Here is a 23,015-nt window from a genome sequence, read left to right on the forward strand (position 1 = left end):
TTTGGCACGCTGTTGAGTTCTCAAGGAACGGACGCTTCCTTCGGTCCCGTTTCACCGGGGCCCTCCGGGCGCTTCCCTTCGTTCTTGCCTTTCCGACTCTATCAGACTCTTATCTGTCCGATTCCCGGTCGAAGCGGGTCTCGCTCTTCGCTTCAGGTAATTCGCTTTTCGCGGTATTCCCTTTCGGCGAGTCCGACTCTATCAGGCCTTCTCCGTTTCCCTGACCACGTCCCTCGGGCATGCCAAAGAGAGGTTCAGGGTTAGGATCTAGGCTTAAAGGTCGCCGCCGACCCCCGACTCAAAGTCGCGTTGGGGTCAGGCAGGAGTACGACAGTACAGGCCGCCGGGCATCGAGGCAAATCGCTTGCGGGGCACTCCTAGGCCTGTCAACCGGGCGGTCTCGGGCGGAACCGGGACTTCATATGACTTACTCTGCTGAGCAGTACGCCGCCCCCACATCAGCCGCGGCGGCGACACCTGAATCTCCACCTCCTGGGAGGCTCCCCATGACCAACGTGACGTCCCCTCTTGCTGGACGCGCCATCGGACTCACCGCGGTTCCCGACCCGGTCTTCTCCGGCGCGATGGTCGGTCCCGGCACCGCCATCGACCCCGTACGTGAGCCCTCCGAGGCCGTGTCCCCGGTCGACGGCATCGTCGTCTCTCTGCACCCGCACGCGTTCGTCGTCGTCGACGCCGACGGGCACGGGGTTCTGACGCACCTCGGTATCGACACCGTCCAGCTCAACGGCGAGGGCTTCGAACTTCTCGTCAACAAGGGGGACACGGTGACCCGTGGCCAGAGCATCGTGCGCTGGGACCCGGCCGGCGTCGAGGCGGCCGGTAAGTCGCCCATCTGCCCGATCGTGGCCCTGGAGGCCACCGCCGAGTCGCTCTCCGATGTCCGTGAGGACGGGGACGTGAAAGTCGGCGACACGCTCTTCGGCTGGCAGTAACACCTCGGGCGCAGTGACAAGCCAGTTGCACAACCACCGCGGTGGCTCGGTCGCCGCACAACCGGAGACGGGTGAAATGGAGACAACGCTGCGAGGCGTCGGCGTGAGCCACGGTGTGGCCATCGGCGAGGTTCGGCACATGGGTACGGCGGTGCTGGAGCCACCCGCCAAATCGATTCCCGCGGAGGAGGCCGGTCGCGAACAGGGGCGCGCCCGGCAGGCGGTGGAGGCCGTCGCGGCTGATCTGATCGCGCGCGGCAATCTGGCCGGCGGTGAGGCACAGCATGTGCTCGAGGCGCAGGCCATGATGGCCCAGGACCCCGAGTTGATGTCCGATGTCGACCGGCGTATCGCCGTGGGCAGCACCGCTGAGCGCGCGGTGTACGACGCGTTCGCCGCGTACCGGGCGCTGCTCGCCAATGCCGGGGAGTACCTGGCCGGGCGGGTCGCCGACCTCGACGACGTACGGAACCGGATCGTGGCTCGGCTGCTCGGTGTGCCGATGCCCGGGGTTCCGGACAGCGACGAGCCGTACGTGCTCATCGCCCGCGATCTGGCGCCGGCGGACACGGCGCTGCTCGACCCGACTCTGGTGCTCGGCTTCGTCACCGAGGAGGGTGGGCCGACCAGCCACAGTGCCATCCTGGCGCGGGCGCTCGGTGTTCCGGCCGTGGTGGCTCTGCCCGGCGCCGGTGAGCTGGCCGAGGGCACGGTCGTTGCGGTGGACGGCAGCACCGGCGAGATCTTCGTCGATCCGAGCGCCGAGAAGCGTGCGGAGATGGAGGCCGCCGCCGCTGCTCGTAAGGCGGCGCTGTCCTCCTCGACCGGTCCGGGCGCAACGTCCGACGGGCACAAGGTGCCGCTGCTCGCCAATGTCGGCGGTCCGGGCGACGTGCCCGCGGCGGTCGAGGCGGGGGCCGAGGGCGTCGGGCTGTTCCGCACCGAGTTCCTCTTCCTGGACGACAGCAAGCAGGCTCCTTCCGAGGAGAAGCAGGTCGCGGCCTACCGTGCGGTGCTGGAAGCGTTCCCCGAGGGGCGTGTCGTCGTGCGCGTACTGGACGCCGGCGCCGACAAGCCGCTGGACTTCCTGACGCCGGCCGACGAGCCGAACCCGGCGCTCGGTGTCCGGGGGCTGCGCAGCCTGCTGGACCACCCGGAGGTGTTGCGTACGCAGCTGACCGCACTGGCGAAGGCCGCCGAGGGTCTGCCGGTGTACCTGGAGGTCATGGCGCCCATGGTGGCCGACCGCATCGACGCCAAGGCGTTCGCGGACGCGTGCCGTGAGGCCGGACTGCAGGCGAAGTTCGGGGCGATGGTGGAGATTCCGTCCGCCGCTCTGCGGGCACGGTCGATCCTCCAGGAGGTCGAGTTCCTGTCGCTGGGAACCAACGACCTGGCGCAGTACACCTTCGCGGCCGACCGTCAGGTGGGTGCGGTGTCGCGGCTCCAGGACCCGTGGCAGCCGGCGCTGCTGGATCTCGTCGCGCTGTCCGCCGAGGCGGCTCGCGCCGAGGGCAAGAGCTGTGGTGTCTGTGGTGAGGCCGCCGCGGATCCGCTGCTGGCCTGTGTGCTGACCGGTCTGGGTGTCACCTCGCTCTCCATGGGTGCCGCGTCCATTCCCTATGTGCGCGCCACGCTGGCCAAGTACACGCTGGCCCAGTGCGAGCGTGCGGCCAACGCCGCCCGGTCGGCCGACTCCGCCGAAGAGGCGCGCGACGCCGCTCAGGCTGTGCTGTCCGGCGAGTAGCCGCACGGCGTTGTCTGTCGGAGGGGCTTCCCGCCATGGGGCGGGGAGCCCCTCCTTCTGTGTGCCCTCGTCAGTGGTGCCTCTCCGCGGGGTCGGCTCCGATGTCGAAGCCGGCGCTGTACTCCACGCCGGATTCCGGGGAGACGGGCTCTCCGGTCTCGGCGTCGGTGCAGTAGGCGTTGAAGACCTCGCCCGCGGTGAGCGGGGCGAGGGCGCCAGTCGCCAGTCGCCAGCCGTGGACGCGGTCCGGGCTGTCGGGGGTGCTGGTGCGGAGCACCACTCCCCCGGGCGACTCCAGGGCGATCGCCACTGCGAGCACGGTGGCGAACTCCGCTCCTTCCGAGGTGTCCAGGCAGGCCGGTCCCGTGGCGTCTCGGTAGGTGTGGAGCACCGCGAGGAGCTGGTCGTTCTCCGTCGGGGTGGAGCAGACCAGGTGGTGAGTGCCCGGCCCTGCCGTTTCCAGCAGGCGTGTCAGGAGGTGGGAGGCCCGGTCGAAGGCCGCGCGTCCGATGTCCTGGCCGCAGTCAACGCAGGCGCCGAGGTCGGCGAGGAGGAGCGTGGCGTACTCCCAGGTGGCCTGGCGGACCGCGCGGGAGACCAGAAGCGGGATGAGGTCGCTCAGCCGTTGGCCGGTGTAGGCGACGGTGGCTCCGGCGGCGGCGATCTCGGCGGTGAAGCGGCTGCGGCTGGCGCCGGTGTCCGCGTCGAGTCCGGACTCGGCACAGAACTCCGCGTAGTCCTCGGGGTCGAAGAGGGCGATCGTGGTGTGCACGCCCTGGGCGGCCAGTGTCTTGAGCAGGCCCTCGACCTGGTGCAGATAGGCGGTGTGGTCGTCGAAGGGGAAGGTGCGGTAGCGGCGCATGACCGCGAAGTCCTGGGCGTCGACCAGGAGGCCGACGGTGCTGGGGGCTTCGCGGCGCAGTGTGCGTCGCAGGGTGGTGCCCTGTTTGGTGCCGGGTTTGATGCGGTGCTTCGCGTTGGGTGCGGAGCTGTGCTTGGTGTTGTCCTGCTGCGCCATGTGTCCCCCTGTGCGCGGTGAATCCTTGCTCACTCAGCGTAACCAGGGGGACTGACAAGCGGCCTAGCGGCGGCGGTTCGCGGCCAGTTCGGCGTAGAAGTGGAGCAGGTCGAGGTTGTCGACGGAACCCGGGTTGACCGCCTTGGCGAGCTCGGTGCCCTGGAGCAGGCGCTTGACCGGGACCTCGATGCGCTTGCCGGTGAGGGTGTGCGGGATGGCGGGGACCTCGATGACCTCGTCCGGTACGTGGCGCGGGGAGAGGTTCTCGCGGATGGTCGCCTTGATCGCGGCGCGCAGGTCGTCGTCGAGGGTGGCGCCTTCGGCGAGGTGGACGAAGAGCGGCATCCAGTACCCGCCGTCAGGCTCTTCGAGGCCGATGACGAGGGACTCGCGGATCTCGGGGAGCCGTTCCACGGCCTCGTAGATGTCGGCGGAGCCCATGCGGACGCCCTGGCGGTTCAGGGTGGAGTCGGAGCGGCCGTGGATGATCACCGAGCCGTGGTCGGTGATGGTGATCCAGTCGCCGTGGCGCCAGACGCCGGGGTACATGTCGAAGTAGCTGTCGTGGTAGCGGCTGCCGTCGGGGTCGTTCCAGAAGCGGATCGGCATGGACGGGAGCGGGTTGGTCACCACCAGTTCGCCGACCTCGTCCGTGAGGGGCTTGCCGGCCGGGTCCCAGGACTGGAGGTCGGTGCCGAGGCAGGGGGCCTGGAGCTCGCCGATGTGGACCGGGAGCGTGGGGACCGCTCCGGCGAAGCAACTGCAGACGTCGGTGCCGCCACTGACCGAGGCGATCCAGAGGTCCTCGGCCACCTCGTCGTGGAGCCAGCGGAAGCCGTCGGGCGGGAGCGGGGAGCCGGTGGTGGCGACACACTGGACGCGGGAGAGGTCGAAGTCGCGGCCCGGGTGGATGTCGGCCTTGCGGCAGGCCATGACGTACGCGGCGGAGGTGCCGTAGAGGGTGGCGCCGGTCTGTTCGGCGATCCGCCACTGGGCGCTGACGTCCGGGTGACCGGGGCTGCCGTCGTACAGGACGACGGTGGTGCCGGTGAGGAGGCCGGAGACGAGGAAGTTCCACATCATCCAGCCGGTGGAGGTGTACCAGAAGAAGCGGTCCTCGGGGCCGAGGTCGCAGTGGAGGCCGAGCTGCTTGAAGTGTTCGAGCAGGATGCCGCCCTGGGACTGGACGATGGCCTTGGGCAGGCCGGTGGTGCCGGAGGAGTAGAGGACCCAGAGCGGGTGGTCGAAGGGGACCTGTTCGAAGACCGGCTCGGTGTCGGCGGAGGTGAGGGCGGCCCAGGCGAGGGCGCCTTCGGGGGCGTCGGTGCCGAGCAGCGGGATGTGGACGACGGCGCGCAGGGTGGGCAGCTCGCGGCGGAGTTCGGCGACGGTCTCCGTGCGGTCGTGCTCCTTGCCGCCGTAGCGGTAGCCGTCGACGGTGAAGAGGACGACGGGTTCGATCTGCTGGAACCGGTCGAGGACGCTGCGGGCGCCGAAGTCGGGGGCGCAGGAGGTCCAGACGCCGCCGACGGCCGCGGTGGCCAGGAAGGCGACGACGGCCTGCGGGATGTTCGGGAGGTAGCCGCTGACACGGTCGCCGGGGGTGACGCCGAGGGCGCGGAGTTCGGCGGCGAGGGCGCCGACCTGGCGGCGGAGTTCGGCCCAGCTGATGGGCACCTGGGTGTGGGTCTCGTCGACGTACAGCAGGGCGGGGCTGTCCGCGCGGGCCGGGTTCTCCGCGGTGCGCAGGGCGTGCTCGGCGTAGTTGAGGGTGGCGCCGGGGAACCAGGTGGCGCCGGGCATGGTGCGGTCGCCGAGGACGCTCTCGTACGGCCTGGAGAAGCGGATGTCGAACCACTCGGCGACGGCCTGCCAGAAGGTGTCGAGCTCGTCGACGGACCAGCGGTGCAGGGCCTCGTACCCGCCCTCGGCCGGAGCCCCGAAGCGGCTCGCGGCCCAGCTCTGGAAGCGGGTCACGGCCGCGGCCTCGATGCGCTCGGGGCTGGGCTGCCAGAGGGGGGCGTCGGGCGTGGCTGCGGTCATGGGGCGGCTCCCTGGCTGGACGGGTACGCGGGTGGCGTGTGGGCGCGCACGGGCTGGGGTGTGCGCGTGAGCGGCTGACACGGACGATGCCATGTGATCGTCTTCGGCACCAGGGTGGCCCGGCGTGATGCCGGCTTCGATTCCTCGGCCGAGGTGGGTGAACGGGAGTTGAACGGGGGGTTCTGCGGTCCTGGCGGGTGGCAGGGTGTGCGCCATGGACGGTCGTGACCTGGTGCGTCGGGTGAGGTTGGTCGGTTCGGTACGGGGGCTGCGTACGGTGCGCGCGGCCTGGCGGCGCCGGTCGGCGGATGCGCGTGCGCTGCCTCCGCGCGGTGCGGAGCGGGCCCGGGTGCCCGGTGCTCTGGTGGGGGCGGAGCCGGGTCCGGGCGGGGGTGTGGTGCGGTTCGCCCGTTCGGAGCTGCGGATCCGGGTGGCGGTGGGCGGTGCGGTGTTCTGGGCGTGGGACGGGGCCGATCCGCTGCCGTCGTACGCGTTGGCGGGTGAGGTGCCGGCGGCGGATCCGCGGGCGGTGCTGGAGCCGGACAAGGACGGCGGCTGGCAGGTGGTCTCCGAGCGGCTGACCGTGGTGGTGTCGCGGACCGGTGCGGTGGAGCTGCGGACCCCGGGCGGGGTGCTGCTGCGGCGGGAGCTGCCGCCGCGCTGGTGGGAGCCGGTGGGCGGGGGCGCGGTGCGGTGGGTGCAGCGGTCGGAGGTGCCGGCGGACGCGCGGTTCTTCGGTCTCGGCGGGCGGGCGTCGGGGCCCCGGCTGCGGGACGGGGCGTACGGGCTGTGGAACACGGACCCGGGCGGGCGGTTCGGTCCGGGGGACGATCCGCTGTATCTGACGATGCCGGTGCAGGTGGTGGTGTCGGACGCGGGGACGCACCTGGCGTTCCACGACAACACCTGGGCGGGCCGGGTGGTGGTGCGGGAGGGCGAGGAGGGCGCGGGCTCCGGGCACGACCGGCCGGGGACCTGTGAGGTGCGGATGGAGGGTGGTCCGCTGCGGTGCTGGGTGGTGGCGGGGACGCCGGCCCGGGTGCTGCGGGGGTGGACGGCGCTGACGGGTGCGCCGGCGGTGCCGCCGTCGTGGGCGCTGGGGCCGCAGCACGCCCGGTGGGGGTTCGGGAGTGAGCGGGAGGTGCGGCGGGTGGTGGCCGGGTACCGGGAGCGGGGGCTCCCGCTGTCCGTGCTGCATCTGGACATCGACCACTACGACGCGCACCGGGTGTTCACGGTCGACCGGGGGCGGTTCCCTTCGCTGCCCGGGCTGGCGAAGGAGTTGTGCGAGGAGGGCGTGCGGCTGGTGTCGATCGTGGATCCGGCGGTGAAGGCGGCGCCGGGGGACGCGGTGTTCGACGCGGGCGTGGCGCTCGGGGAGCGTGGGGCGTACGTCCGGGACGCGCGGGGGCGGGTGGTGGTGGGTGAGGTGTGGCCGGGGGCGTGCGTCTATCCGGATTTCACCGATCCGGTTGTGCGGGAATGGTGGGGATCTCTGTACGAGGAGCGGCTTGGGCAGGGCTTCTCGGGGGTCTGGCACGACATGAACGAGCCGGTGTCGTTCACCGCGTTCGGGGATCCGTCACTGCCTCGTTCGGCCCGGCATGTCCTGGAGGGCGCGGGTGGTGATCATCGCGAGGCGCACAACGTGTACGGGCTGGCGATGGCGCGTGCCGGGTACGAGGGGCTGCTGCGGCTGCGTCCCGAGGAGCGGCCGTTCCTGTTCTCGCGGTCGGGGTGGGCGGGGATGCAGAGGTACGGGGGCACCTGGTCCGGTGATGTGTCGACCGGGTGGCCGGGGCTGCGGGCCTCGCTCTCGCTGGTGCTGGGTCTCGGGCTGTGCGGGGTGCCGTACTCGGGTCCGGATGTGGGCGGGTTCGACGGGTTCCCGTCGCCGGAGCTGTATCTGCGGTGGTTCCAGCTGGGCGCCTACCTGCCGCTGTTCCGGACCCATTCGGCGATCGACGCGGGGCGCCGGGAGCCGTGGGAGTTCGGGCCCGAGGTGCTGGACCACGCGCGGGCGGCGCTGGTGGAGCGGGAGCGGCTGCACCCGTACTTCGTGACGCTGTCGCACGTGGCGCGGCTGTCGGGGGCGCCCTATGTGCGGCCGGTGTGGTGGGCGGCGCCCGGTGACCGGGCGTTGCGGGGGTGCGAGGACACGTTCCTGCTGGGCGATGCGCTGCTGGTGGCGCCGGTGATGGAGGCCGGTGCGGACCGACGGGTGGTGCGGCTGCCGCGGGGGCGCTGGTACGACACGGTGACCGGGCGGGCGTACGAGGGGCCGGGACCGGTGGTGGTGGACGCGCCGCTTTCCCGGATTCCGGTGCTGGCCCGGGCGGGGGCGGTGGTTCCGGTGCGGGACGCGGACGGTGAGCTGGAGCTGGAGGTGTGGGCGCCGGCGCCGGGGCGTAGGGGGGGCGGGCTGGTGGTCCGGGACCCGGGTGACGGGTGGGCCGAGGCCGAAGCGGAGCGGTATGTGTCGCGGTGGGAGGGCGAACGGGTCGTGGTGGAGCGGGACGGCGGGGAGGGGGCGGGGGCGGTGGGGCTTCCGGTGCGGGTCCGGGGGGTGGCGGAGTAACAAGGACTCAGCCGTAGCGGCCCGCGAACCAGGCGTTCACCGCTTCCGTGTGCAGCGGGAAGGCCAGCGGGCGCGGGGCCTGGAGGATCTCGTACCCCGAGGTCTCGCGGGTGGGGACGGAGGGCGGCAGGCTCGTCAGGGGGCGCTGCGGGAGGAGCCCGAAGAGCAGGAGGTGGCCGGCCGTGTCACTGAGGGCGTCGGCGAGGCGGACGTCCCGTTCGTCGGCCTCGATCCCGGTCTCCTCGCGCAGTTCGCGGACGACCGCGTGGCGCCAGTCCTCGGCATGGTCGATGAAGCCGCCGGGCAGTGCCGTGCCGCCCTTCTGCGGCGGGATGGTGCGCGTGATGACGACGAGTCCGGCCGAGGCCGGGCGGGTCACGGGGAGCAGCGCCACGGCGACCGGGAGCGGGTTGCGGTAGACGGTGGTGCCGCAGCGGGGGCAGGTGCGCGGCCAGGTGCCGGGAGCAGCCAGGGCGGGGTACGGGGCTCCGCAGGTGGAGCAGTGGGAGTCCCTGACGTACGGGGTCGGCTGCCGACCGGTCGTCGGGGCGGGGCTGTTGGTGGGCTCGGACACGGGCGGACTGTATCCGATCGTCCTTTCGCCGGGGCGCCGAAGCCGATAGACGGTGTGACCATGACAGGAATGCGTACCGCTCTCCGCGCCCTGGCCACCGCTGTCGCCGCCACTGCCCTCGCCACCGCGGCCGTCTCCCCCGCTCCGACGCAGGCCCGGCCCGGATCGGTTTCGGCACAGGTCCGCCCCGAACCGAAGGCGCCCGACGGGTTCGTGGCGTTGCGTTCGGTGGATCGGACGACCCCCGGATTCGGGGGGTGCAGCGCGCGAACCGGCAGTCCCTGAAGAGGACGTTGACCGAGGTGGGGTCCGTGAACCTGCCCGAGGAGTGGTGGCACTTCACCTACAAGCCCGAGCTGTTCCCGGACACCTACTTCGACTTTCCGGTGGACCGCAGGTCGGTAGCAGGACGATGAAAGGAACGGGCGACCGGGACCACCCCCGTGGGCTCCGGCCGCCCGTTCTTCATTTCGGACGCGAAAGAGGCGTGTTCGGTTGCCGGTCGGGCGGCTACGGTGCCCGTATGTCACAGCAGACGTTCGATTCGTACGAGGAATTCTGGCCGTACTACGTCGCGATGCACTCTCGTGCCGCCACCCGCTGGGTCCATCTGACCGGCACGCTCACCGGCCTCACCATCGCCGCCTACGGGCTGGTGCGGGGCCGGAAGCGGTATCTGGCGGCGCTGCCTCTGATCGGGTACGGCACGGCCTGGCCCGCGCATTTCCTGATCGAGAGGAACAATCCGGCGACGCTCGGGCATCCGGCGTGGTCGTTGCGTGGGGACGCGCGGATGATCGGGATGATGCTGGCCGGGCGGGACGCCGAGCTGGCCGAGACCGCGGCGAAGTGGCTGGCCGAGAACGGCTGAGCCGCGTGCGGAACGGCTCTCACGTCCGCCCCTCTCGCCGGGGACGGCCGCCCGTGGCACACTTCTGACGTTCCATCAGATTCAGTGCCCGGGAGGGGCTTTGCCGCGAACGCGCATACCCGTGGTGGCCGGTTGGTTCACCGAGGACACCGCGGAGGAGGAGTTCCGACTGCTGGGCACGCGCTGTTCGGGCTGCCGATCGGTCCACTTCCCCCGCGAGGACGGTCACTGCCGCAATCCGGGCTGCCCCGGCGGGGAGCTGGAGGAGGTTCCGCTTTCGAGGCGGGGCACGGTGTGGTCCTGCACCGACGGGCGCTACCGGCCCCCTCCCCCGTACGTCAGCGACCCCGAGGTGCCCTGGGTGCCGTACACCCTGGTCGCCGTCGAGCTTGCGGCCGAGCGCATGGTGGTGCTGGGCCAGGCCGCGCCCGGGCTGGGCGTGGACGATCTGCCCGTGGGCTCGGTGGTGGAGGTGGTGCCGGGTCTCCTGGACGAGGACCGGGCAGCCGGCACCGTACACACGACGTGGAACTGGCGACCCGTCGCAGAGAAGGGTTCCCTGCCGTGACCGGCGATGTGGCTGTCCTCGGGGCCGGGATGCATCCGTGGGGCAAGTGGGGGCGCAGCTTCGTCGCGTACGGGCGTGCCGCCGCGCGTGCCGCTCTCGACGACGCGGGTATCGGGTGGCCCGAGGTGGGGTCGGTGGTCGGCGCGCAGACGGTCCGGGGCGGCTATCCGGGGTACGTGGCCGGGGCGACGTTCGCGCGGGCGCTGGGGTGGCAGGGGGCGCGGGTGACCTCCGTGTACGCCGCGTGCGCTTCGGGGGCACAGGCGCTCAACACCGCGCGGGCCCAGATCCTGGCGGGCATGGCGGACGTGGTCCTGGTGGTGGGGGCCGACGCGGCGCCCAAGGGGTTCTTCGCCCCGGCGGGCGGGGAGCGGCCGGAGGACCCGGACTGGCTGCGGTTCCGGGTGCTCGGGGCGACGAACCCGGCGTACTTCGGGCTGTACGCGCGCCGCCGGATGGCCCTGTACGGGGATACGCCGGAGGACTTCGCGCTGGTCAAGGTGAAGAACTCGGCGGCGGGGGCGGTGAACGCGTACGCCCGCTACCGGACGCCGGTGACGGCGGAGGAGGTCGCCGCCTCCGCCGTGGTCGCCGATCCGCTGCGACTGCTGGACATCTGCGCCACCTCCGACGGGGCCGCCGCTCTGGTGCTGTGCAGTATGGAGTTCGCGCGGCGGCGCGGGGCGGCCGATCCCGTGCGGATCCGGGCCGTCTCCACCGTGACGCCGACGTTCCCGCGGACCGTCCTCGATCTGCCGGACATCGGCACCGACTCGGCGGTGGCCGTGGAGCCGTCGTCGGAGAGCTTCCGGTCCTCGATCGCCCGGGCCGCGTACGAGGAGGCGGGGATCGGGCCGGAGGATCTGTCGCTGGCGGAGGTCTACGACCTGTCCACCGCACTGGAGTTGGAGTGGTACGAGGACATCGGGCTGTGCGGTCCGGGTGAGGGCGCGAAGCTGGTACGGGAGGGAGCCACCGCGCTGGGCGGCCGCATCCCGGTCAACGTGAGTGGGGGGCTCGCCTCGTTCGGGGAGGCGGTGCCCGCGCAGGCGATCGCGCAGGTGTGCGAGCTGACTTGGCAGTTGCGCGGAGAGGCCGGAGACCGCCAGGTGCCGGGGGCCAGAGTGGGCATCACGGCGAATCAGGGGCTCTTCGGGCACGGTTCGGCGGTGGTGGCCGTCTGCTGAGAAAACCTCTCGCCTGGGCATGACTTGACGGTTCGTCACGAACGCAGAACACTCGCAGCCCGGCCCGCCGGGCTGCGAGTGCGGCCCGTACCCCTGTCGGCGGGGGTGCGGGCCGACGCGTGCGACCGCAGGGCCGTCAGGTGGCGACGGGCGGGCGGTCCCGTGCCGCGCGCTCCAGGGCGTGCTCGACGACCGCGATCAGGACGTCGCGTACGGAGGAGCGGTCCCGTGCGTCGCACAGCAGCACCGGGACCTCGGGGTCGAGATCGAGGGCTGCCTGCACGGTCTCGGCGGGGAACTGCCCCGCCCCCTCGAAACAGTTGACGGCCACGGTGAACGGGATCCGACGGCGTTCGAAGTAGTCGACCGCGGCGAAGCAGTCCTCCAGGCGCCGGGTGTCGGCGAGGACGACCGCTCCCAGGGCACCCTGGGCCAGCTCGTCCCAGAGGAACCAGAAGCGGTCCTGGCCCGGCGTGCCGAAGAGGTAGAGGACCAGGTCCTCGCGGACCGTGATCCGGCCGAAGTCCATCGCGACCGTGGTGGTGGTCTTGGACTCGACCCCCTCCAGGTCGTCCACCGGGCGGCCCGCCTCGCTCAGGCGCTCCTCCGTACGCAGCGGTCTGATCTCGCTGACCGCGCCCACCGCGGTCGTCTTGCCGACGCCGAACCCTCCCGCCACCAGGATCTTCAGGGTGACGGGCTCGACGGGCCGCTGCTTGACGCGGCTAGAGCGCCCGAAGGCCATTGATTACCTCGCGAAGAATGTTCACGTCCGGCAGCTCGGCCGGGGGAACGGGGCGGGTGACGTGCACCAGTTCGTCCTCGACGAGATCGCCGACCAAGACCCGTACCACCCCTACCGGGAGGTCGAGTCCGGCGGCGAGCTCGGCGATCGACTGGGGCATGTCGCTGCAGAGTTCGACGATCGTGACGTGTTCGGGCGCGAGCGTCTGGTCCCGGCCGGGGTCCTCGGCGGCCGGTTCGGGAACGACGAGGGCGATCAGGTCGAGCCGGTGCCGGGAGGCGCTGCTGGTACGCCCCCGGGTCATGGCGTACGGGCGGACGACCGGCCCGGCCTCCGCGTCGTACCACCGCGAGGACTGGGGGTCGGCGGCCGCGTCCGGGGATCCGGGGCCCGTGGCCCCGAGACCCGTGGATCCGGAGTCCGTGGATCCGGGGGTCGTGCCCCGGCGGGAGTCAGCGCTCATGCCCGCCCCTCACCCTCCGGCGGGCAGACCGGTCGTCCGTGGGGCGTTGGCCAGGTGGGCCCCCACGCGCTTGACCATCAGCGTCATCTCGTACGCCACCTGGCCCACGTCGGAGTCCGCGTCGGCCAGGACGGCGAGACAGCTGCCGTCCCCGGCCGCGGTCACGAAGAGGAACGCCTCGTCCAGTTCGACGACGGTCTGGCGCACCCGGCCCGCGTCGAAGTGGCGGCCCACGCCCTTGGCGAGGCTGTGGAACCCGGAGGCGACGGCGGCCAGATGCTCGCTGTCCTCCCGGGTCAGATCCTGCGAGGTGCCGGTGGCGAGCCCGTCGCTGGAGAGCACCAGCGCCTTGCGGATGCTGGCGACGCGCTGGACGAGTTCGTCGAGCAGCCAGTTCAGCTCGCCCGAGCCGTGGCGTGCGGGGTTGGGTGCTGCGGCGTTCGGTGCGGTCATCGACCGTCCCCTCCCGGAGTGGTTCCTGGTGCTGTTCCCTCGGGGCCGGTCGCGTCGTGTGTGTCCTCGGCGTTCTGCCGACGACCGCGCTGCCAGCCGCGCTGGAGTGAAGCCATGCGGTTGCGTACCTCGTCCGCGTCACGGTCGTAGTCGTCGACCGTGTCCACGGGCGCCCGATGCGGAGTCCGGTCGGCGGACTCCGCACGGAGCTGGTGGGCGAGGCTGGCCTGCCGGACCCGGCGGGGCAGGCCGCCCACGGTGTCGGGGGCGCTCGACGCCGGAGAGCTCTCGGGGCGCGCCTCGGTGGTGCGGGGTGGTTCTGGGGTGTGCGGGGGTTCGGTGGTGCGGGATGGTTCGGCGGCGCTGAACGGTGCGGGGGTGCGCTGGGCGGCGCGGGCCGCCCAGGGGGTGGTGTGTGCGACCGGGCCGGTCGGGGTGCGGGGTGCGGTCGCGGGCGGCTCGGCGCCGTCCCGGTCCAGGTCTCGGTCCGGGCCCTGGTCGTCCACGCGGCGGCCCCGGTCGGTGACGAGGGTCGGCGGGGTGCGGCGCGGCAGCGGTACCGGGCCCGCGGGGCGCATCGGGCGGACCTCGGCCGTGGGACCCTCGCCATGGTCGCGGGCCTGCTGGTGCTGTTCGCGGCCGGTGGCCCGGCGCCGGTCCCGGCCGTCGTCACCGCGCGGGCCTCGGTCGTCCTCGCGGCGCGGGTCCCTGCCGTCGTCGCGGCGCAGGTCGCGGGCGCGGAAGATGCCGCCGCGCTCGCTCTCGGTGTCCTCCAGGTCGCAGACGCCGTCGAGTACGGGGCCCAGGGCCGGATCGAGGGCCGGGTCCGAGGCGCGGTCCAGCCGGTCGCCGGTGAGGTCCAGAGGGCCGACCGGGGCTTCCAGCTCCACCGGGCCGTCGAGCACCGCCGGTCCGGTGAGCCCGGTGGGGACCGGGGAGAGGACGGCGGACCGGCCGTTGGCCCTGCGGTCGCCGCCCGATGTGGTGCCGTCGGCAGACGGGGCTTCGCCGTCGGTGCGGCCGCTCCCGATGGCCCGCTCGGCGCGGCGGTCGAGACGGAAGCCGGTGCCGTGGGTTTCGGGGGCCTCGGTGAGGAGGGCGGCCGGGATGAACACGACCGCGGTGGTGCCTCCGTACGGCGATTTCTGCAGGGAGACCCGGACGTTCTGGCGCTGGGCGAGCCGGCTGACCACGAAGAGGCCGAGGCGGTCGGTGTCGGAGAGCTCGAAGTCTGGGGTCTCGGCGAGCCTCAGGTTGGCGTCGAGGAGGACCGCGGGGGGCATGCCGAGGCCGCGGTCGTGGATCTCGAGGGTGAAGCCGTTGGAGACGCGTTCGCCGTGCACCTGGACCGCGGTGTGCGGGGGTGAGAAGACGGTGGCGTTCTCCAGGAGTTCGGCGATGAGGTGGGTGAGGTCGGCGACGGCGGGGCCGCCCACGCCGATCCGGGGCAGCCGTCGCACCTCGATGCGTTCGTAGTCCTCGACCTCGGCGACGGCGGCGCGGACCACGTCCATGAGCTGGATGGGCTTGCGCCACTGGCGGGAGGGTGCGGCGCCGGAGAGGATCACGAGCCCTTCGGCGTGGCGCCGCATACGGGTGGTGAGGTGGTCGAGGCGGAACAGGTCGGCGAGCTCGTCGCTGTTCTCGGTACGGCGCTCCATGGTGTCCAGGAGCGTCAGCTGGCGGTGCAGGAGGACCTGGTTGCGGCGGGCGAGGTTGACGAAGACCTCGGAGACGCCTCGGCGCATGTCCGCCTGCTTGACGGCGGCCTCGACAGCGGCGCGCTGGAGGGTGTTGAGCGCCTGGCCGACCTGGCCGATCTCGTCGCGCTCGTAGGTGAGGTGCGGGGCCTCGGTCTCGACGTCGACCTGTTCGCCGGAGGCCAGCCGCCGCATGACGCTCGGCAGGCGTACGCCGGAGACCTCGTGGGCTTCCTTGCGCAGCCGGGAGAGGTCACGGACGAGTTCACGGCCGATGCGTACGGAGACGAAGATCGAGATGATCAGGGCCAGGAAGCCGAGGACTCCGGCGATCCCGGCCTGGGCGAGGACACGGTATCCGGCCGGTTCCGCGCGGTCCTGGAAGCGGTTGCCCATCTCGGTGGAGTCGTCGGCCAGCCGGTCGAGCACGGGCGGGGCCGCCTCCTGCCAGCGCTCGGTGTCGACGGCGCCGAGGCGCTTGGTGGGCCCGGCGGCGATCAGGGTGTCCTCGGCGGTGCGCAGCGGTTCGGCGTCCGGGCTGCTCCAGAACTGCTCGACGCGGCGGCGTTCGGCGGCGGGGAGGTTTTCGAGGCTGACCTCGTAGAGCAGATCGCGCTGGGCCACCAGGCCGGATACCTGGCGCAGTTCGGCGGTGGTGAAGCGGCCCGCGATGAGGCTCGACGCGACCAGCGCGTCCTCGCGCGACAGCATCTCACGGGCCCGGGATATCCCGACGAGCGCCCGCATCTGCTTGTCCAGCGATCCGTTCTCCGTGGTGTGGAGACCGTTGAGGAAGCGGTACGCGGGGTCGACGAGACCGTTGTAGAAGTCCAGCGCCTTCGTCCGGCCGATGGTGCGCTTCTCGACGGATTCGCGCAGGGAGTCCAGGCCGTCGACGGCGCTCAGGATCGCGTCGAGGCGGGTGCGGGCCTCGGCGTCGAGGGCCTCGCGGACGTCGTTCTGCCGGGCGCTGTCCCTGACTTCCGCCACGATCCGGTCGGTGTCGGCGCGTTGGCTCAGCAGGAGCGGCAGGGCGTCGGAGGCGCGGGGGTCGGCCAGGAAGACCAGGGTCTGCCGGCGTTCGGCCTGCACGACCCGGACCGCTTCCTCCAGGGGGCCGGCGACCTTGTCGACGGTGGTGCTGACGCTCATCAGCTCGCTCGCCTGGCGGCCGGTGACGTAGGTGGCGAGGACCCAGAGGCCCGTGAGGGAGACGAGCGGCACCAGCAGCAACGCCACGATCTTCCTGCGGATGGACTTCCCGCGAAAGCGCATGGCCTCCCCCAGATCGGCCCCGCACCGCGGGGGTGGTCTTCTCCCGGTCGTCCCTCGACCCTGCCCCGACGCCCGCCGTACATACACCGGCGCGCATCGGACAACGCGGGCGAGGGTCCGTCCTGCGTCAATAAACGGCGCGAGCCTACTACTGACACAGAGACAACTCGAAGACACGTCCGGATGATTTTCGGCCGTCCGACCAGGATTTGATCATGAGTTGTCCCGGTATTCCCGGAGATTAAATTCGCGAAAACGACAGAGGATCCCCACCGAACCCCCGAGTTCGGGCCCGGATCAGTTGGCTGGAATTATTCGATCCGTAGCATTCTGGGGCTCTGCGGTGGCTTTCAGCGGGAATCTTCGGAGCGGGTGGTTCGTCCATATGTACGGGGTAGACGCAAGGCGGGGGCGCGCGGCGGTACGGAGTCCATCCGCCCGCGTAGAACCGGAGTGAGCCGGGCAGCCACCCTGAAGTCGGACGGCGGTGGGGAGTTGAAGGACCTTGAGCACGCAGGAGCGCGGGAGCGCCGGAGCACCGGTCGGCACCGCGAGGGCGGACGCCGCGTACGGGGCGCGGGTTCCGCGGCAGTTGTGGGTGGAGGAGCCGGCCAGGAAGCGGCGGATGCCCGATGCGGTGCGGACGGCCGCGGTGCGGGCCGTCCTCATCATGTCGTTGACGATCATCCAGGCGATGGTCGCCTTCCTGAGCACGTTGACCGGCTCCTGGCTGGCCTTCCCGATGGTGCTCAGCAGTGTGGCGAGCACGGTGGTCGCCACCTGGGCGGTGCTGGACGTCTGGGTCACCCGGCAGGTGTGGAACCAACGCCACGGCGTGGTGTCCGAGCCGAGCAGCACCGCCCGGCAGATGCGCCGGGAGCGGCGGCGGGCCCAGCGGGCCGCGCGAGCGGCGGAGCGGGGCGAGGCGGGCGGCGGGATACGCGGCCGCAGGAACGCCGGCGACCTCTCCCGGGCCTGAGGCCTAGCTGCCCGCGGACCTCTCTCCGGGCGTGACGCCTGCCCGCGGACCCGCTGCCTCATCGGGTCCGCGGGAGCCGGGGGTTACGCCTCCGGCCGCGGCTCCGCGGCCTGCTGTGTGCTCCGCTTGAACATGCGGGTCGCCGTGATCTCGCCATGGACCGTCTCGCCGTCCGGGTCCTGCTGCGGCAGCCCGGGGCGCAGGTGCTCCTCCACGCTGATGTATTTCAGCCCGGCCCTCAGGTCGGCGTCGTTGCGCAACCGGATGACGAGGGGGAATTCGGCGAGCGCGGTCGTGTCGAAGAGGCCGGTCGTGTAGAGCAGCTGCACGCCGAGCGCGTTGGAGACCGCGCGCTGGAGCTCCAGCAGGTACGTGGCGTTGGCGCGGCCGATCGGGTTGTCCAGGAACAACGTGCCCGCGTGCCGGTGGCGGTCGCGGCCCCGGTCGTTGCTGCGCAGCGCCGCCATCGTGCAGTAGAGGGCGATGGCGGCGGTGAGCAGCTGGCCGCCGGAGAAGACGTCGCCCATCTGCCCGACCGGAACCCGCTCGGCGCGGAGCACGGCGTCCGGCTTGAGGATCTCCACGGCGATGCCCTTGGGCCGCAGGGCCGCCTCGACACCACGCAGCAGCAGGGACATGCCGTCCCGGCGCAGGTCGGAGTTCTTCTTGAGGGCGGCGTGCGTGGCCTCGTCGATGACCTCGCCGAGGCGTTCGGTGAGGGTGGCCTGGTCGGGCTCCTCGAAGCGGATCCGGAGGAACTCCTGCCCCGACCACTCCCCCAGCCCTTCGGGAAGCCGGGAGAGCCGCTGAGCCGAGCGAAGCGTGGCGAGGGCCGACTCGACCAGGCCGCGCAGCCGGTCGACGATGGAGTCGCGGTTGCGCTCCAGCTGGACCAGCTCGTCGGTCAGGACGCGCAGCCGGGGCGCGAAGGCGTCGGCCCATTTCTGGGCGTGCTCCGGCAGCGCGGATGCGGGCAGTTCGCGGATCTGCTGGCGGGCCGGGGTGCGGACCTGCTCGTAGCGGGTGGAGTTGGCGTGCCGGACGAGGATGTCGCTCGCTTCCCGTACGGCGCTCTCGGCTGCCGAGAGGTCGGTGCTACAGCCGCGCAGGGAGCGGCGGGCCTCGGCGGCGGACTGCCGGGCCTCCTCCAGGGTGCCGGGGTACGGGTCGGGGCCTTCGGTGCCGTCCTCCGTCCCGTGGTCGCGGAGGAGGTCGCGCAGGAGGGCTGCCGTCTCGTCGAAGCCGCCTGCCGAGTCCTCGGCGGTGCGGTGGGCGTGGAGCAGCTCGCTGTGGGCGGCGCGGGCCGTGTCCAACGCGGCGGTGGCGGCGGTCAGTTCGGCGGTGGCCGTACGCAGGAAGGCCTGGGCCTGCTCCGCGTCGGCCGGGACCAGCTCGTCGGGGAGCTCGGTGTGGTGCGGCCGCTCGTCGTCGGGGGCGAGCCGCTCGGCCTCGCCGCGGAACCGGCCCAGCTGCTCGCTGGCGGTGGAGGCCCGCGTCTCCAGCAGCTGTACGTGGGACTCTGCGCGGGCCGCCGCCGCCTGGCGGGAGGGGCCGTCGGCTCCGTCGGTGCCTTCCAGGAGCTGGGCGGCCCGGGTGCGGACCTTGTTGGTGAGGCGGTCCAGCTCGGCGAGGGCGGCGCTCTCGTCGCTCTCGGCGCGGGCCTGTTCGGCGCGCAGGTCGGCGCCGACGCCGACCTTCTCGTACAGCTGGGAGGCGGCCCGGTAGGCCTCGCGCAGGGTGGGCAGCGCGGTGCGGGGCTTGGTCTCGTCGGGTTCCGGGAGGATCTCCGGGGCTCCGGCGATCTCGGCGCGCTCGGCTCGCAGGGCGCGGGCGGTGCGGCGGGCGTCGTCCCCGGCGCGCTGGGCTGCCCTGCGGTCCTCGTCGGCGGAGCGGGCCAGGTCCAGGCAGACTGCGGCGCGGGCCTCGGACTCGGCGGCCTCGTCGACCAGTTCGCGGAGCCGGACCTGCCAGCCGGCCCGCTCCCGCAGCCGGTGGGCGAGCCCGGCGAGCGCGTCGGCGACCCGGCGGGCGCGCTGGGCGGCCTCCTGCCGCTCCTCGCGGACCCGGGCGGTGTCGGCGGCGGCCTCGTCGGCCTCGGCGCGGGCGATGCGGGCCTCGGCGAGGACGGCTTCGGCGTGCTCGGCCGCCGTACGGGCGGTCGCCGCGGTTTCGGCCAGCTCGGCGAGCATGCCGGGCGGGCAGTCGGCGCGCCAGGAACCGATACGGGAGGAGAGGGCACGGTCGGCCGAGAGGCGGGCTGCGAGGGTCCTGATGTCCTCGTCGCGGGCGGCGGCGCGGGAGCGCAGGGCGTGGCGCTCCTCGTCGGCGGCGTGCTCGTCGTGCATGGCCGGGTTCGGCGGGACGAGGAAGACGCCGTCGTGCTGCGCGTCGGATCCGGTGGCGAGGGCTGGAACGGGGGCGAGCAGAGCGGCGGCGGTGCCGACGGCGACGGCGGAGCGGGGCAGCAGCGCGGCGCTGCCGAGGACTTCGCGGGCGCGGGTGTGGGCGTCGGGGTCGGTGATGACGACGCCGTCGACCAGCTCCGGGCGGGCGGCGAGGACGGCGGCGTGGTCGGCCGGGTCGACGGCCTGGGCGAGATAGCGCCAGCCGGGCAGAGCCGGGATGCCGTGCTCGCCCAGGTATTCCACGGTGGCCAGGACGTCGGGGCCGGGCGGCAGCAGCCCGCCTTCGCCGAGGGCGCCGAGGATGCGGGCGTCGTCGGCTGCGGCGGTGCGCAGGTCGAAGAGGCGGCGCTCGGCGTCGGTGACGGACTGGTCGAGGAGGTCGCGCAACTCGTCGGCGCTGCGGTCGAACTCCTGGGCGCCGAGGGGCTGGTGGGACGGGGCGGGCTGGTCGGCGAGGGTGACCGCGCCGTCCGGGGCGGCCTCGGTGGCGGTGCCGTCGCCCTGGTGGCCGGTGCGCGCGGTGACCCGCTGTGCCCCGCCCGGTGTCTCCTCGGCCGCTCCCCGCCGGGGGTGCGGGACTCCGGTGCCGGAGGGCAGGCCCAGCAGGTCGGCGAGGCGAGGGTCGGCGGCGATGGATTCGGCGGCCCTGAGCTCGTCCTCGTAACCCTGCTCCGCCGCCTTGGCTCCGTCGGCGGCGCGGGCGGCGGCCAGCTCGGCGCGGCTCTCGGCTGCCGCCGCCTCGCGGGCGTGGTCGGCGGCGGCGCGGGCGGCCTCGCGGGCGGTGTCCCATGCGGCGACGGCGGACTGTTCGGCGTCGCTGGCGGCCAGGGCGGCGCGGGCCGGGTCGGCGTCGGGCTCGGTGTTGTCCAGCCAGCCGGCCTGGACCGCCTCGGTGGTCTCCTGCTCGACCTCGGCGAGGCGCTGGCGCAGGTGGCCGGCCTCGCTGCGGGCGCGCTGCGCCTCGGTGGCGGCGACGGTGGCGTCGCGGTGGGCGCGCTCGCCGGTGGCCTGGAGGGTGTCGGAGTGCTCCTCCTGCTCGTTGGCGACGCGCTCGCCGTCCTCGGCGGCGGTGTGCAGCGCCCGTACGAGGTCGGCGGCGGCGGTGGCTCGGGCGGCGAGGGCAGGGGCGGCGTCACGCTCGGCCTCGCGGATGGCGACGGCGACCCTGGCGGAGCGGTCGGCGGCGGCGCGGTGGCGCAGGACGGCCTCGGCGGCCTGCCAGGCGGCGTGCAGGGTGCGTGCCTCGGCCAGCTCCCTGCGTCCGGCGGCGGCGCTCTTCTCGGCGCCGGCCAAGGCCAGGGAGGCGTGCCGGTAGGCGAGTTCGGCGGCGATGAGGGAGCGGTGGCCGCGGGTGGACTCGGCCTCGGTGACGGTGTGGGCGGCGGCGGTGACCCGCTCGGCCAGCTCGGCGGTGCGGCCGCGCTCCTCGGCGGCGCGGGCACTGAGGCGGCGGGCCAGGGTGCGGGTGCGGCGTTCGGCGGCGGCGTGGATGTCGCGGCTGCGGGCGCGGGCCCCGGTCGCCTCGACGATCCGGTTGAGCAGGTCGACGGAGCCGGCGGTGAAGTCGCGTTCGGCGGTCAGCTCGGCGCGGCGGCCCAGCTTGTTGCCGAAGCCGCTGACCAGGTCGGCGAGGCCGTCGGTGTCGCGGGTGTCGGTGACGGCGCGGAGAAGCAGGTCGGTGAAGTCGGAGTCCTTCTTGACCGCGAAGAGTCCGGCGGCCTCGCCCTCGTCGGCGTTCATCTCGCGCTGGTAGCGGAAGAGTTCGGGGTCGAGTCCGAGGTCGCCGAGGTGTTCGTTCCAGCGGTCGTGGATCTCTTCCCAGTGCACGTCGAGGTGCTGGTAGAACTTGCCCGCGTCCACCAGGGCGTCGCGGAACCCCTTCATGGTGCGGCGCCTGCCCCGGGCTCCGGAGACCCCTTCGGGGGGGCGGCCGACGGCGGTGGCCTCCGCGACGGGCAGGCTGTCCAGGCTGAGCCCGGGACCGGGCCGGAAGGAGTACCAGGCCTCGGCGAACTTCCGCGGGTCGTTGGAGACCTGCCGCCCCCGCCACTCGCTGACCTTGCCCACGACGACGCACTCACCGGTCAGGGTGTGCTGCCACTCCAGGACGACATGGCCGCAGTCGTCGGCGAGCAAAAACTTGCGGAGCACGCCGGAGCTGGCGCCGCCGAGGGTGTTGCGGTGGCCGGGGAGCATCACCGAGAAGATCAGCTTCAGCAGGACGGACTTGCCGCCGCCGTTCTCCAGGAAGAGCACACCCGCCGGGGCGGGGCGGCGCGGCGGGCCGACCGGCTCGTCCTCGAAGAACTCCGCCTGGGCGGGGGCCGGGTCGGGGACGGGCGCACCGACGCCGCGCAGGTCGAGGACGGTGTCGGCGTAGCGCGCACCGGCAGGCCCGATGGAGTAGAGGCGGACCCGGGACAACTCGTACATGGCGGCGGACTCTCGTCGTTCGGAGAAGCGGTGGCGGAGCTGGGCGGTGCGGTGCGGTGGGGTCAGGAGGAGTGGAAGGGCAGGCCCGCGTCGGCCGCCAGCTCCAGGTCGTCGGGGTCGGACGGCGGCAGCAGGGTGGCGGTGCCGTCGGTGACGGGGACGACGCCGAGCTCCAGCAGCTCGGCCATGGCGGCGCTGCCCGCCATGTCGCGGACCTGGAGCTGGTAGCGGGCGGTGGTGCGGTAGGCGCCGCCCGCGTCGTCGCCGGTGCGCTGGAGGAAGCCGGAGTCCGTGAGGAAGGCGACGGCCTTGCCGATGATGCCGGTGGTGGATCCGGCGAGGCGGCGGGCGTCCTTGGTGGCGCCGGTGGAGCTGCGGCGGGTGTAGATGCGCCAGCCGGATTCGAGGCCGGGGGTGTCGGTGGCGGGGTCGGTGTTGTCGCCCTGCTGCTCGGCGCGCTCCTCCAGCCGCTTGCAGGCCTGGCGTACGAAGGCGTCGACGCCGTTGACCGTGATGCGGCCGATGTAGGCGTCGTCGGCGAGGTCCTCGGGGCGGGGGAAGGCGAGGGCGGCGACGGCGAGGTGGGCGAGGCCGTGGAGGAAGCGGTCGGCGGCGTCGGAGGAGGCGCGGCGGGCGTAGTCGCCCATGCGGACGGCGAAGACGGAGTCCTCGCCCGCGGTGACGGCCATCCCGGCGCGCGGGGAGACCTCAAGGACGATGAGGCCGAGCCCGGTGGCGACGGCGTCGGCGAGCCGGGCGAAGGCGCTGTCCTCCCGGTAGCGGCGGAGCAGGTCGGCGTATTCGGCGTCGCGGGCGGGCAGCAGCTTGGGCTGGAGGCCGAAGGAGACCAGGCGGGCGGCGTCGGCGGCGTCGGCCGGGGTGACGGCCGGCTGGCCGGAGGGCTCCGCGGTGTGCGGGTGCGTCGAGTCGCCCGCGTACGTCGTCGAGGAGGCGGCGTACGCGGAGGGCTCGGTCCACGCGTCGGGGTGCTCGGCGTCGTGGTCGCTCACGGCTGGGACT

Annotated in this window: 16 protein-coding genes and 1 pseudogene; 8 read left to right on the forward strand and 9 right to left on the reverse strand. The window is 73.0% G+C overall.

What is annotated here, in order from left to right; translation table 11 throughout:
- The first annotated feature begins 506 nt into the window (after positions 1-506).
- Together AMK21_RS28480 and ptsP are read left to right on the forward strand one after the other, a co-directional pair.
- Positions 507-956, forward strand: coding sequence for a PTS sugar transporter subunit IIA (locus tag AMK21_RS28480; RefSeq protein ID WP_018512548.1), 450 nt, complete (start codon positions 507-509; stop codon positions 954-956).
- Between the two features lie 76 nt (positions 957-1,032).
- On the forward strand, positions 1,033-2,703 hold the full coding sequence (gene ptsP, locus AMK21_RS28485; protein ID WP_073882040.1) for a phosphoenolpyruvate--protein phosphotransferase: 1,671 nt from the start codon (positions 1,033-1,035) through the stop codon (positions 2,701-2,703).
- Positions 2,704-2,773: 70 nt separating this feature from the next.
- On the opposite strand, the gene AMK21_RS28490 is transcribed toward ptsP, so the two are convergent.
- Positions 2,774-3,721, reverse strand: coding sequence for a hypothetical protein (locus AMK21_RS28490; RefSeq protein WP_073882041.1), 948 nt, complete (start codon positions 3,719-3,721; stop codon positions 2,774-2,776).
- A gap of 63 nt (positions 3,722-3,784) precedes the next feature.
- Positions 3,785-5,764 (reverse strand): acetoacetate--CoA ligase, encoded by a 1,980-nt coding sequence (locus tag AMK21_RS28495; RefSeq protein WP_073882042.1) that lies wholly within the window; start codon positions 5,762-5,764, stop codon positions 3,785-3,787.
- A gap of 214 nt (positions 5,765-5,978) precedes the next feature.
- Between AMK21_RS28495 and AMK21_RS28500 the strand changes: the two genes are divergently transcribed.
- A complete protein-coding gene (locus tag AMK21_RS28500) occupies positions 5,979-8,342 on the forward strand; it encodes a glycoside hydrolase family 31 protein (RefSeq protein WP_073882043.1) in 2,364 nt (787 codons plus the stop codon).
- A 7-nt stretch (positions 8,343-8,349) separates the two neighbouring features.
- Here AMK21_RS28500 and AMK21_RS28505 read toward each other — a convergent pair whose 3' ends face one another.
- Entirely contained in the window at positions 8,350-8,916 is a 567-nt protein-coding gene (locus AMK21_RS28505; protein WP_073882044.1) for an NUDIX domain-containing protein, read from the reverse strand.
- A 233-nt stretch (positions 8,917-9,149) separates the two neighbouring features.
- Here AMK21_RS28505 and AMK21_RS28510 point away from each other — a divergent pair.
- From AMK21_RS28510 to AMK21_RS28525, 4 genes and pseudogenes are all read left to right on the forward strand, one after another.
- Positions 9,150-9,332: pseudogene (locus AMK21_RS28510) on the forward strand (M15 family metallopeptidase); the annotation flags it as partial.
- A gap of 107 nt (positions 9,333-9,439) precedes the next feature.
- Positions 9,440-9,787, forward strand: a complete 348-nt coding sequence (locus AMK21_RS28515; RefSeq protein WP_073882045.1) for a DUF962 domain-containing protein — start codon at positions 9,440-9,442, stop codon at positions 9,785-9,787.
- A 100-nt stretch (positions 9,788-9,887) separates the two neighbouring features.
- Complete coding sequence (locus tag AMK21_RS28520) at positions 9,888-10,355, forward strand: Zn-ribbon domain-containing OB-fold protein (protein ID WP_199863303.1); 468 nt, start codon at positions 9,888-9,890, stop codon at positions 10,353-10,355.
- Positions 10,352-11,542: a lipid-transfer protein gene (locus tag AMK21_RS28525; protein ID WP_073882046.1), complete on the forward strand. Its 1,191-nt coding sequence runs from the start codon at positions 10,352-10,354 to the stop codon at positions 11,540-11,542. Before AMK21_RS28520 ends, AMK21_RS28525 begins: the two co-directional genes overlap by 4 nt.
- Before the next feature lie 136 nt (positions 11,543-11,678).
- Here the strand turns inward: AMK21_RS28525 and AMK21_RS28530 are convergent, their stop codons facing one another.
- The 4 genes from AMK21_RS28530 to AMK21_RS28545 are packed head-to-tail and all read right to left on the reverse strand — an operon-like array spanning position 11,679 to position 16,178.
- Entirely contained in the window at positions 11,679-12,287 is a 609-nt protein-coding gene (locus AMK21_RS28530) for a GTP-binding protein (protein ID WP_073882047.1), read from the reverse strand.
- The gene (locus AMK21_RS28535; protein ID WP_073882048.1) at positions 12,268-12,750 is read right to left on the reverse strand and encodes a DUF742 domain-containing protein; all 483 of its coding nucleotides are present in this window, start codon (positions 12,748-12,750) and stop codon (positions 12,268-12,270) included. The genes AMK21_RS28530 and AMK21_RS28535 overlap by 20 nt, the downstream gene beginning before the upstream one ends.
- A 9-nt stretch (positions 12,751-12,759) precedes the next feature.
- Positions 12,760-13,203: a roadblock/LC7 domain-containing protein gene (locus AMK21_RS28540; protein WP_015607287.1), complete on the reverse strand. Its 444-nt coding sequence runs from the start codon at positions 13,201-13,203 to the stop codon at positions 12,760-12,762.
- A complete protein-coding gene (locus AMK21_RS28545; protein WP_073882049.1) occupies positions 13,200-16,178 on the reverse strand; it encodes a nitrate- and nitrite sensing domain-containing protein in 2,979 nt (992 codons plus the stop codon). The genes AMK21_RS28540 and AMK21_RS28545 overlap by 4 nt, the downstream gene beginning before the upstream one ends.
- Positions 16,179-16,803: 625 nt before the next feature.
- On the opposite strand from AMK21_RS28545, the gene AMK21_RS28550 reads away from it, so the two are divergent.
- Positions 16,804-17,157 (forward strand): hypothetical protein, encoded by a 354-nt coding sequence (locus AMK21_RS28550; protein ID WP_073882121.1) that lies wholly within the window; start codon positions 16,804-16,806, stop codon positions 17,155-17,157.
- Between the two features lie 83 nt (positions 17,158-17,240).
- Here AMK21_RS28550 and AMK21_RS28555 read toward each other — a convergent pair whose 3' ends face one another.
- Positions 17,241-21,995, reverse strand: coding sequence for a hypothetical protein (locus AMK21_RS28555; protein ID WP_073882050.1), 4,755 nt, complete (start codon positions 21,993-21,995; stop codon positions 17,241-17,243).
- A gap of 62 nt (positions 21,996-22,057) precedes the next feature.
- Positions 22,058-23,005 (reverse strand): hypothetical protein, encoded by a 948-nt coding sequence (locus AMK21_RS28560; protein WP_073882051.1) that lies wholly within the window; start codon positions 23,003-23,005, stop codon positions 22,058-22,060.
- Positions 23,006-23,015: the final 10 nt, after the last annotated feature.

The organism is Streptomyces sp. CB00316 (genome assembly GCF_001905595.1).
Classification (GTDB): domain Bacteria; phylum Actinomycetota; class Actinomycetes; order Streptomycetales; family Streptomycetaceae; genus Streptomyces.